Raw genomic sequence first — 11,484 nt, forward strand, 5'->3', positions numbered from 1 at the left:
TCCCGGCCCTCGTCCTCGAACTGGAGGCGGACGCGGTCGCCCTGGTCCGGATCGTCCTCGATCCGCCAGGTGCCCTGGCCGTCGAAGGCCGGGGCCTTCTTGCCCAGGATCTCCGGGTCGCTGCTCTCGGGCCAGCCGGTCACCGTGAAGCCCAGGGTGTTGTCACCGTTGTCACGCAGGGTGAGGCGGGCCTCGTGGGGGCCCGCGTAGGTCCCGTACAGGTCCTTCCCGAAGGCATCCTCGACCGGGGCGGGCCCGCCCCGGCCCTGGCCCTGGTCCTGCGAGCATCCGGCGGTCAGTGACATCGCCGCGATCGCGCTCAGTGCGAGGGCGGCGGTCGCCGGCCGTCTCCGGCCCGCCGGTCGTGCGGTGCTCACTGGCTCTTCCCCGGGATGCGTTCGCTCCAGGTGGCGGTCTGGCTCACGGCACTCGTGATCGGGCCGTCGGCGATCTCGACCGTCTACCGGCGAACATGGTCCACGTCCGGGCCGAGCCCGTACGGGCTGGTGATCTCCTCCTGCGCGGTGTGGCCGACGGGCCCGCGCGGCCCGAGGGGGCAAGGGGGCGGGTGGTCGCTTGGCAGGTCCATGCTGTGCCACTCGGTGGCACAGCATGGCACCGCTGTCGTACGATGCGTGACATGACCGCACAGCCAGAGATCACCCAGCGTGATCTCCGCAACAGATCCCGGGAGATCATGGACGCGGTCCAGGGCGGGCAGTCGTTCACGGTCACCCGTGACGGGCGTGAGATCGGCGAGCTGATTCCGCTGCGGCGGCGCAGGCGATTCGTCCCCAGGGGAGAGTTCGCGGCGCTGTCCCGGACCGCCTCCGGTTTCTCCGTCGACGCGTTCCGCGCGGATCAGCGGGACACCGCCGAGCAGGAGACGGACGACCCCTATGCCCGCTGATCCGCCCGCCGATCGTCGTCCGGCCACCGCATACCGGCAGGGTCTCCTCGACACCAACATCATGATCCTGCGCAGGTGGGTGGAGCCGGCGGAGCTGCCCGAGGAGATGGCGATCAGCGCCGTCACTCTGGCCGAGTTGTCCGCGGGTCCCCACGAGGTCCGCAGGAACGAGGAGCAGACCGATTACGACGAGCACGCCGAGCGGGCCAGGCGGCTCGACGTACTCCAGCGCGCGGAGAGCGAGTTCGATCCCATTCCGTTCGGCGCCGAGGCGGCCCGTGTCTACGGCAGGGTCTGTGCCGCCGTGATCGCCTCGGGCCGCAAGCCCCGGCGTCGCATCGCGGACCTGATGATCGCGGCGATCGCGGTCGCGGAGGATCTGCCGCTGTTCACCACGAATCCGGACGATTTCAAAGGGCTGGACGGAGTCCTTACGGTAGTGGCGGTGACGCGTCCGCAAGTCCTCCACGACCGATGAGCCGATGAACGGCGCCGACACCCCCGCCGGATCCGGCGCCCGCGCCCGGTGACGACGTGCTGCCCGTATGAACGAAGAAGAAGACGACGACGGAACGGAAGACGCAGCAGACCATGGCCATGGCTCCGAACGCGCAGACGGCCCCCCTCCTCCGCGACGTCATCGACATCAAGACTTCCATCTCGACCTCCGACTTCGTTCTCAAGCTCGCGGAGGCGGTCACCGAGGAGGGCGCGGCCCGCGCGCTGCGGGACTATGTGGTCACCGACCGGCTGCTGGAGAACTTCGACGAGGCGCTCGGCCTGATCAAGGCCGCGCTGGACGGGCATACGTCGAAGGCCGCGTATCTGCACGGATCGTTCGGTTCCGGTAAGTCGCACTTCATGGCCGTGCTGCACGCGCTGCTGCGCGGCGACCCGACAGCCCGGTCCCGGGGCGACTTCGACCCGGTGCTGGGCAAGCACGAGTGGCTGGCGGAGGAGCGGAAGAAGTTCCTGCTGGTGCCGTACCACATGCTCGGCGCGAAGTCGCTGGAGCAGCGGGTCCTCGGCGGGTACGTCAGCCATGTCAAGGCGCTGCACGAGAACGCGACCACTCCCCAGGTGTACCGGACCGATGCGCTGTTCGAGGACATCCACTCGCACCGGCGGCGGATGGGCGACGAGGCGTTCATCGCGGGGCTCGCCGAGGCGGCGCCCGTGGCCGCTCCGGATGCCGGGGACAGTACGGACACGGTGGACGCTCCGTTCGGTGTGGACGCTCCGGCCGGTGACGACGATCTCGACTGGGGCGAGCCGTTCGCCTGGACCTCCGCGCTGCTGGACACCGCGCTGGACGCCGAGGAGCTGGACGGCGGCGAGGTCAGGCTGAACACCGTCGACCCGGAGACCCCGGCCGAGCTGCGGGCCAGGCTGGTGCACGACGCGAGCGTGACGTGGTTCCCCGGGTTCGCGAAGAACGCGGCCGAGGACGAGCACGGCTTCATCTCCCTGGACGCCGGGCTGCGGGTGATCGCCGAGCACGCGAAGTCGCTCGGTTACGACGGGCTGATCCTCTTCATGGACGAGCTGATCCTGTGGCTCGCCAACCGGGTGCACGACCAGAAGTTCGTCTCCCGTGAGGCCGACAAGATCACCAACTTTGTGGAGGGCGCGGACTCCCGCCGGGCGATCCCGGTCGTGTCGTTCATCGCACGCCAGCGGGACCTGCGCGAACTCGTCGGCGAGGAGACGTCCGGGGCGGCCGAGGCGGCGATCCAGGACAGCCTGCGGCTCGCCTCGGGGCGCTTCGACACCATCACGCTGGAGGACCGCAACCTGCCGCAGATCGCCCACGCGCGCCTCCTCAGGCCGAAGGACACGGAGGCGGCGGCCAAGCTGGACGCGGCCTTCGCCCGGGTCAAGCGGGTCGGGCCGCAGGTCTGGGACGTACTGCTGGGGTCGGACGAGACGACGACCGGGGCGGACGAGGCGTCGTTCCGGCTCACGTATCCGTTCTCGCCCTCCTTCATGGACACCCTGGTCCATATCTCCTCCGCGCTCCAGCGCTCCCGTACCGGTCTGAAGCTGATGGGACAACTGCTCGCCGACCACCGGGACGACGCGACGCTGGCGGATCTGATCCCGCTCGGCGATCTGTACCCGGTGATCGCGGACGGTGGCGACAAGCCGTTCGTGGACGCACTCAAGGTGGAGTTCCTCGTCGCGGACAAGCTGTACCGGCAGAAGCTGCGGCCGCACCTCCTCGCGACGTACGAGGTCACCGAGGAGGACATCGAGCGCTACCGGCACCGGCGCGACACCCTCACCGACCCGAAGCTCCTCGGCCGCTGCAAGGGCTTCACCGGCGACAACCGGCTCCTGTGCACCCTGCTGCTCTCCGCGCTCGCACCGAGCGTGCCCGCGCTGCGGGACCTGACCATCCGGCGGCTCGGCGCGCTCAACCACGGGTCGGTGGTCTCGCCGATCCCGGGCGCCGAGGTCGGGGTCATCAAGGCGAAGGTCGACGACTGGGCCTCGCGCTTCGCCGAGATCAAGGTGACCGGTACGGACGCCCATCCGGGGGTACGGCTCGAACTGGCCGGGGTGGACGTGGACTCCGTCCTCGCCAACGCCAACGTCAACGACAACCACCTCAACCGCCGGTCCCTCGCCAAGCGGCTGCTCGCCGACGAACTCGGCCTGGACCTCCAGGACCGGCTGGTCGCCGACGAGCTGAACCTCGTCTGGCGCGGCTCGAACCGTACGGTGGAGATCGTCTTCGGCAATGTCGGCGACCCGGACGCCCTGCCCGACCACGACTTCTCGCCGAGCCAGGAAGGGCTCTGGCGGCTCATCGTCGACTTCCCGTACCAAGAGGGCGAGCGGGGCGCCGTCGAGGCCGCCAACCGGATGCGGGCCCTGCGGGAACTGCCCGGCGTGGAGCCCAGGACCGTGGCCTGGATCCCCACCCGGCTCTCGGCCGCCCGGTACGCGGACTTCCGCCGGCTGGTCGTCATCGACTACGCGCTGTCCGACCAGCGGCGCTTCGACAGCGTGTACGCGCAGCACCTCAACGCCGACAACCGGGCCCGTGCCCGGGTGCTGCTCGAAGGACAGCGGGAGTCGCTGCTCAAGACGGTGAAGGTGGCGTTCCGGCAGGCGTACGGCTGCGCGGACAAGACCCCCGGCGAGGTCGACGTGTCCTTCAACGACCATGTCGACCCGCTGCCCGCCGTCTCCGAGCTGCGCGTGTCCATCGGACAGAGCCTGCACGACGGGGCCCGGCACATCGCGAAGAAGCTGCTCGCCCACCAGTTCCCCGCCCACCCGGACCTCGACCCCGACGGTACGAACACGGCCGTCCGGGCCGCTGATGTGCGGACCGTGTTCGCCCACATCCGGGCCGCCGCGGAATCCGGCGACCGGCAGGCCGAGATCCCCGCCAAGGAGCGGACGGCGATGCGGCGCATCGCGGTGCCGCTCGGGCTCGGCCGCCAGACGGAGGCGTACTTCCGTCTCTCCAACCGCTGGGTGGACCACTTCAACCTCCAGGCCCGTACCGGGGCGGGGCCCGGGGACCTGAGCGTCGTCCAGCTCACCCAGTGGATCGACCGGCCGGAGCCGATGGGCCTGGAGCCCTTCCTCGCCCACCTGGTGATCGCCTCCTACGCGGAGATGGACGACCGGGTGTGGGTACGGGCGGGCTCGCTGCTCGACCCGGCGCCCGAGCCGGCGGCGATCAAGCCGCAGGACGCGCTGCGCTCACAGCCACTTCCGGAGGAGTCCGCCTGGGAGGAAGCCGGGAAGCGGTGCTGGGAGATCTTCGGCGAGCAGCCACCGAGGCTCCGCCGGGGCAGAATGGTCGGCCAGTTCGCCCGGCTGATCACGGGCAGGGCCAAGGCATTCACGCCGCATGCCGAGAATCTCGTCCAGGAACTGGAGAAGCACTCCGGCCTCCTCGGTCTCGACGGGACCGACGAAACGGGCAGACTGGCGCTCGCCCGGCGCTCCCGCGACCTGCTCGCCGAAGTCGTGGCCCTCGACCGGGGCCCGGCGGGCGGCTCCGCGGCGGCCAAGCAGGTCATCACCGCCTTCGCCGCCTTCGACCTCGGTGACGCGTCCCCGGGCCGTTACGGGGTCTCGATCAAGCAGGCCGAATCGGTGGCCGGCGCGCTGGCCACCGCGACCTGGGACATGCTGAAGCTCGCGCCCAACTACGGCCCCCAGGGCGAGGCGGTGCTGGAGGCGCTGCAGGGCGCCGCGCGAGCCGACCAGCGCACCGCGCGTCTTGAGGACGCGCTGAAGCAGGCACGGCGGTCGATCGTCGCCGTCATCGAGCGGAGCCAGGCCGCCACCAGGCCGCCGCGGCAGGCTCCCGCACCGGAGCCCGCGCCCCTCACCACACCCGGCGAGGTCAGCCTGAACGACGACAGCGCCCGGCCGCCCGTACCCACCACCCACCCGGTGCCCGGCCGTACCGTACGCCGCTCCGGTGGCGGACGGGCCAAGGCGTCCCAGGCGGTCGCACAGCTCCGCGCGGAGCTGGAAGCCCTGACGGCGGCCGAGCCCGACGCGACGGTCGAGATCAACTGGCGGGTCGTGGAATGAGCGGAACGAGGCGGGTGCGGTGAGTACGGCGACCACGGAGGGCATGACGGGAAGAGATGGACCGGCGACCGCCACGAGCGCGGTGCCGCTCAAGGCCGTTACCGTCACCCAGTACCTGGCCTCGCAGGCCGGCCTCACTCCGGGCAGACGCCGGGTCGTACTGCTGCGGGCCGCGCCCACCTGGGACGGTCCGGCGGAACTGAGCTGGGGCGAGCAGCGTCGGGCGACGGTCGCCGTGGCACCGTCGCCGCTGGCCGTGTACGAGCTGGCGCTGGCCCACCAGGCCGGTACCGGTCCGGGGCGTCCGGCCGCCGCGCTCCCGGCGGCCGAGAGGCCCGAGATCCTCGTGGTGCTCACCGACCGCGAGGAGGCCGAGCTGGGCCCCGACCTGCTGACCAAGGTGCACAAGCAGCGGGTCAACGCGGTCAGCACCTGGGACGTCGTCCGGGAGGCGTTCGGGGCGATCGGCACCGACCGCAGGCTGGGCGGCGAGAACTGGGCCGCCGAGGCACTGCTGGACGCCGCACCGGGCCGCTGGCCGCGGCTGGCCGGGGGCATCCTGACCAGGAGCCATGCCCTGACCGCGCTGACGCTGCGCAGGCTCGGCATCGGCCGGTACGACCCGGACCGTGACCTGGAGACATCCGGCGACCCCGGGGCGTCCGTCACGGCGGTGGGCGTGGACGCGCCTCTCGACGTACACGCCCTCCTCCGCTGGTCCATGGCGCCCGGCGGACCCGCCCGCTATCTGGCGCTGCGCGAACCGGAGCGCGAGGGGCTCGCCCGGTTCCTCGGCGAGACGGAACAGGCCGGTCCCGCCGGAAAGGCGCTGCTTGCCCTGGTGGGCGCCGAGCACGGCTCCGACGCCGTCGCCTTCGGGCTGGTCTGCGCAGCGCTGTGGCAGCACACCGACACGACGAACGACGCGGAGGACCACCGGGCCAGAGGACGGGCCGAGCGCTGGTTCGGCGACGAGCCGCCCGCACGGGGCGAGGCACTGGACCACCTTGTCGCGGCCTTCGGACGGGCCTGCGAGGAGTTCGTCTCCGGGCTGCTGAACACCGGCCGGGCCGAGCTGGACGAATCCGCCACGACCGCGCGCAGGCTGAGCGGTGCCGCCCTCGACCGCGCCGCCTCCCTGGCGCGGCAGTTCGGCGCGGAGCGCGCCGTCCGGCAGAGCCCGGTGCTGGCCGAGGGGCTGGAAGCCCGGTTCGAGGCAGCCGGGCACGCGCTGCTGGGCGGCGAGCCGGAGGCCACCGCGCGGGCGGTGAAGGCCCTCGGCAAGCACCGGCTCGCCCCCGAATCCGATGTGCGCCCCCGCATCGAACGGGCCAGGATGGCGCAGCGGCTCAGCCAGTGGCTGGCCACCGGGCCCGCCGCCGCGTGCGAGAACGTCGCGGCCGGCATCCGCCGGCATGTGGCCGACACCGGCTGGGTGGACCTGGCCCTGGAGCACATCGAGGCGGGCGGTGACCCCGACCCCGCACTGCGGTCCGCCTACGACACCGTGTGCGCCTCGGTGCGCGCCTCCCGCCGTGAGATCGACCGGCACTTCGCCCGGTCGCTGGCCACCTGGACGGCGAACGGCGGGGCCCCGGGGGCGATGCTGACCGTCGAGAGCTTCCTCCCCGACATCGTCGCCCCGGTCGTCAAGGCCGGAGAGCGGCGCGTGCTGCTCCTCGTCCTCGACGGGATGAGCGCCGCGATCGCCGCGGAACTGGGCGAGGAACTGCGCGAGCACTGGGTCGAGTACGACCCGCTGCCCAGGGCGAAGGACGCACCGCAGCGGCGGGCGATGGCCGCGGCGCTTCCGACGGTGACCGGGGTGTCGCGCACCTCGCTGTTCGCCGCGCGGCTACGGACGGGTACGCAGGCCGACGAGAAGAAGGTGTTCCCCGCCCACCGGTTCTGGGGCGGGCAGGAGGTGGCCGTCTTCCACAAGGACGACCTGCGCGGCGAGAGCGCCGGCGCACCCTTCGGCCCCGCTCTGCTCGACGCGCTGGTCGGGGACCGTACACATGTCGCGGTCGTGCTCAACACCATCGACGACCGGCTCGCCAAGGAGCAGAAGCTCGGGGACGGCACCTGGCGGCTCTCCCACATAGGGCAGTTGCGGGAGCTGCTGCGCTACGCCGCCACACAGGGCCGGGCCGTGATTCTCACCAGTGACCACGGCCATGTCGTCGACCGCTACGGGGTACGGGTCGAGGCCGACGCGCAGGGGGTGCTGTCGGCGCGGCACCGGCTGCCCGGGGGGCCTGCGGAGCCGCCGCTCGCCGGGTCGGAGATCGAGCTGTCGGGTCCTCGCGTCCTCGCCCCCGAGCCCGGCGGCCGGATCGTCGCACTCTGGGACACCGATACGCGCTACACCTCCCAGAAGGCGGGCTACCACGGCGGCGCGGCCCTGGCCGAGGTCACCATCCCCGTACTGGCGTTCCTTCCGTTCGGGGTCGAGAAACCGCCGAGCGGCTGGCGTGAACTGGGCGGCCAGCAGCCGTCCTGGTGGTCGCTCACCGCGCGCGCCGCCGAGCAGCGTCATCAGCGGCCCGCGACGAGCACCCCGGCACCGAAGAGGCCGGCCAGGAGGGTCAAGGAGGAGGCGGAGCTCGCCAGGAGCCACGACTCGCTCTTCGACGTGGCGCTCGTCCCCTCGGAGAAGGACGGCGCGCTGCTCTCGGCCGAGCTGGTCTCGCCGGACGACACCCTGGTCGCCGGGGTGCTGTCGTCCGAGGTCTTCGGGGCCCAGGTACAGCTCCTCGCCCGCAAGCCGGACCTGGCCAGGGTGGAGAAGGCCGTACGCGCGCTGCTGGACGCCGGTGGCACGCTGCCGGTGACCGCGCTGGCCCAGCGCATCGGCCTGGGTGTCACCCGGGCCGACGGCTTCGCTGCCGTACTCCGGCAGTTGCTCAACCACGACAGCGTGCAGGTCCTTCAGACGCTGCCGGACGGCCGGACCCTGCGGCTGGACACGGGGCTGCTGCGGGAGCAGTTCGAACTGAGGTGAGGGCGCGGTGACGGCGGGGCCTGGCGGCTCCGCCGTCACCGGGTGCGTCAGCTGAGCTGCCGGAGCAGCCCGACGAACTGCCGCAGATCGTCGCTCAGACTCGGGGACAGCGGCTCGGGGTCGAAGTGCGCGATCTTGTTGCGGCTCTGCTGCACACTGCCGAGCTGCCGCACGAACTGGCTCCGGCTCACCCACGACCAGCCCAGGCACCGCCAGTTCTCGTCGGCCAGGGCGCAGAGCGCCGCATCCTGCTGGTCGCCGTTGAGCAGTTTGACGTAGTCGCCGAACGTCAGGTCCGTGATCAGACCGGTCTTCTTTCCCGAACGGGTCTTCTGCACCGCGAGGACGGCCTCCGAACCGATCTTCGCGCCGAGGCACTTGCGGAGCCGGAACTCGATCTCGCCCACGACGAAGAAGGGCCACGCCGTCGAGGCGAACTGCTCGGTGATGTCCGCGGTCGTCACGATTCCGGTGAAGCGTCCGTTGCCGCCTCTGATGACCAGATAACCGTGCTTGCTGATCATGGGTAGAAGGGAGAAGAAATCCTGATGGGCCTCGGCGACCGGCGGATCGTTCACCATCGCGTTCAGCAGAACCCTGTCGACGGAGGTTCCGTACATCTGTGTGGCCGACTGCCAGGTGACGACCCCAGGCAGCGTGTAGGGGTCGTCGAGTACGGGAATCTGCGAGTAGTTCATGGTCTGCATGAGGTGGATGGCGTCTGCCAGCAGATGACGCGAGGTGACGGACGCGATGCCTTGCGTGGCCGCCGGTATGTCGCCGATTCTGACGGCGTGTTGCGGGAGGGACCCCGTGGACAGTCCGTCGTCGTCCTCCTCCCCACTACTGTTCTCGGGATCCGGGTCGGGGACGGATTCCTGCGCCACGATGTGCACATCGGCGTTTCTGCCGCAGTTGGCGAAGTGCGGAACCGTCGCGAGACCGACTTCGTCCAGCCTCTGGTTGATGACCTGATTCGACGAGTGGTCGCGCACGCGGGTGCGGAAGACCGTCAGGAATTCGGCGACCGGGATCTTCCGGCCCTTGAGCGCGAGGATCTCCTCCTCGGAGGGCAGCGTCGTCATGGCCGTACTCACCAGCCCGCCGTGTCACGGAACACGGTGCGCTTACCCATGGCGGACATCACCAGGTCCAGGAGTTGTTTCGCGCGGTTCTCGTAGAACTTCTCGAAGTCGGCCTCGTGGAGTGTGGCCGGATCGATGAGATGGGTGGCGATGACATCGTCGAACCACTCGGCGCGCATGCCCGACTCCAGCACGAGGGACTGGAGGTACACGGCAGGGGATCCCATCATGCCCCGGCCCGCCCGGAAGGACAGCGGGGTCTTGTTGACGATCGAGTTCGCGCGGGTGGCATAGGCGTAGTAGTTCTTGGCGACCCACGCCTTCGAGAAGATCTGCCGGACGTCCACATTGTGCTCGACAAGCCGGCCCGCGTTGAGCGGCGCGTCGGAGTAGTACCAGTCCACCGCGCCCTGCTTGACGAGGAGCGCGTAGATCCCCTTGTACGCGGCGCTGTTGCGGGTGGTCAGGCTGTTCAGCCGGTCCTCCAGGAATGCCGCCTCGCTGACCGTGTCGGGAACGACCCCCTCCGCACCACGGATCCAGCCGATCAACTGCTCCACATCACGGGTGAACCGGCTCTCCGTCGAGCCGCCGTACATCTCGCCCAGCACACCGCACCAGTACCACTGGGTGATCCGCTCGTCGCTGCCCGGATGCTCCGTGTCCTGGCCGAGGACGGCCCGTACCGCGGCCAGCGGCACCAACTGAGTCTGGTACGGCAGATCGGCGGAGCGGATGATGCACTGGCGCTCCAGGAAGGCACCCACCCACTGGAACGCCTCCGCCAACCGCGGTGCCAGCCGTACGAATTCGGAGAGCGGCAGATTGAGCAGGTCCCGGCGCTTGCAGGAGACCGAGGTGCGCGGGTTGGCCTGCTTGCGCTCCCAGGTGTGTACCAGGGCGACCGCCTGGAGGAAGTCACTGCTGCTCAGACCGTCCTCGAGGCCGGCTTCCGGCCGGCCGAAAACGGGATGGGTCGACGTCAGGTCCTTCTTGATCTCCTCCCACCGGACGGGGAGCCGGTAGTAGTCGCCGTGCTCGGCGAAATGGCTCTGGTTGCCCGCGTAGGTGGCCGTGAGGAGTTCGAAGACGTTGAGCGCCACGCCTCCGGTGTTGACCCGCTCGAACACGGCGCACACGGCGTCGAGCGTGGTCGATGCCGCGAGCTTGATCATCGGGACCTGGAACGCGTTCATGTGGTTGAGCACGCGCTCGACGAACTGGCCCCACACCCCCCAGTTCGCCGGGTCGACGGAGACGAACTTCTGCTGCCAGGCGTTGACCCGCTGTGTGTCGAACACGAGGTGCAGGGGGAAGTAGCCGGCGGCGCACTCCCCGTCGACCGTGCTCAGATCGAGGACGACCTTCCGCGCGAAGTCCGATTTGAGGATGCGGTCCTCGGGCACGGACACCACGGCGTCGTCGCGGTCGGCGGGATCCCCGATCGCCTTGGCGATGTCGATGTAGTACCAGCGGCGCAGGGGCTTGTTCCTGGCATCGACCGTCTCGACCGGGAAGTCGCGGTGGAGCGCCTGGAACAGCGAGGTCAGCCGCTGCTGTCCGTCCAGGAGCAGCAGTTCGGGCGCGGTGCCGTCCGCGGATTCCGCACCCTTGAGTGTCCGGGCCTTGAATTGGGACGTGTCACCGGTCTGGAGCGCCATCACCACACCGAGCGGATAGTCCAGCGTGACCGTGGCGACGAGCGCCCTGATCCGTTCGTCGTCCCACTTCCAGTTGCGCTGAAAGTCCGGCAGTTGAAGGACCCCGGACGCGACATCCTTGAGGACATCACTGAGCTTGAGACTGTCGAGCGCCACGCTGTGTCTTCCCCCGCTTCGAACCGCTGAGTACCCGGACGGTGTAACCCACGATTGCATCAAAGTGACCCTCCGTACGTCAACCTTCCAGCAGAGTGACCG

The 11,484-nt window shown here is 70.3% G+C and carries 7 protein-coding genes; 4 read left to right on the forward strand and 3 right to left on the reverse strand.

Features of this window, described 5'->3' with window-relative positions:
• The coding region (locus AB0P17_RS15940) for a hypothetical protein (protein ID WP_365811323.1) at positions 1-377 on the reverse strand (377 nt) is incomplete at its 3' end.
• 263 nt (positions 378-640) lie between these two features.
• Here AB0P17_RS15940 and AB0P17_RS15945 point away from each other — a divergent pair.
• The 4 genes from AB0P17_RS15945 (at position 641) to pglZ (ending at position 8,480) form a co-directional block, all read left to right on the forward strand.
• Positions 641-910, forward strand: coding sequence for a type II toxin-antitoxin system prevent-host-death family antitoxin (locus AB0P17_RS15945; protein WP_365811324.1), 270 nt, complete (start codon positions 641-643; stop codon positions 908-910).
• A complete protein-coding gene (locus tag AB0P17_RS15950) occupies positions 900-1,388 on the forward strand; it encodes a type II toxin-antitoxin system VapC family toxin (RefSeq protein WP_365811326.1) in 489 nt (162 codons plus the stop codon). The genes AB0P17_RS15945 and AB0P17_RS15950 overlap by 11 nt, the downstream gene beginning before the upstream one ends.
• A 119-nt stretch (positions 1,389-1,507) precedes the next feature.
• Entirely contained in the window at positions 1,508-5,476 is a 3,969-nt protein-coding gene (locus AB0P17_RS15955) for a phage resistance protein (RefSeq protein WP_365811327.1), read from the forward strand.
• 43 nt (positions 5,477-5,519) lie between these two features.
• Positions 5,520-8,480 (forward strand): BREX-2 system phosphatase PglZ, encoded by a 2,961-nt coding sequence (pglZ, locus tag AB0P17_RS15960; protein WP_365811329.1) that lies wholly within the window; start codon positions 5,520-5,522, stop codon positions 8,478-8,480.
• Between the two features lie 47 nt (positions 8,481-8,527).
• Here the strand turns inward: pglZ and AB0P17_RS15965 are convergent, their stop codons facing one another.
• Entirely contained in the window at positions 8,528-9,565 is a 1,038-nt protein-coding gene (locus AB0P17_RS15965; protein WP_329829457.1) for a CBS domain-containing protein, read from the reverse strand.
• A gap of 8 nt (positions 9,566-9,573) precedes the next feature.
• On the reverse strand, positions 9,574-11,382 hold the full coding sequence (locus AB0P17_RS15970) for a DUF262 domain-containing protein (protein WP_329829458.1): 1,809 nt from the start codon (positions 11,380-11,382) through the stop codon (positions 9,574-9,576).
• Positions 11,383-11,484: the final 102 nt, after the last annotated feature.

This window comes from Streptomyces sp. NPDC088124 (genome assembly GCF_040685895.1).
Classification (GTDB): domain Bacteria; phylum Actinomycetota; class Actinomycetes; order Streptomycetales; family Streptomycetaceae; genus Streptomyces.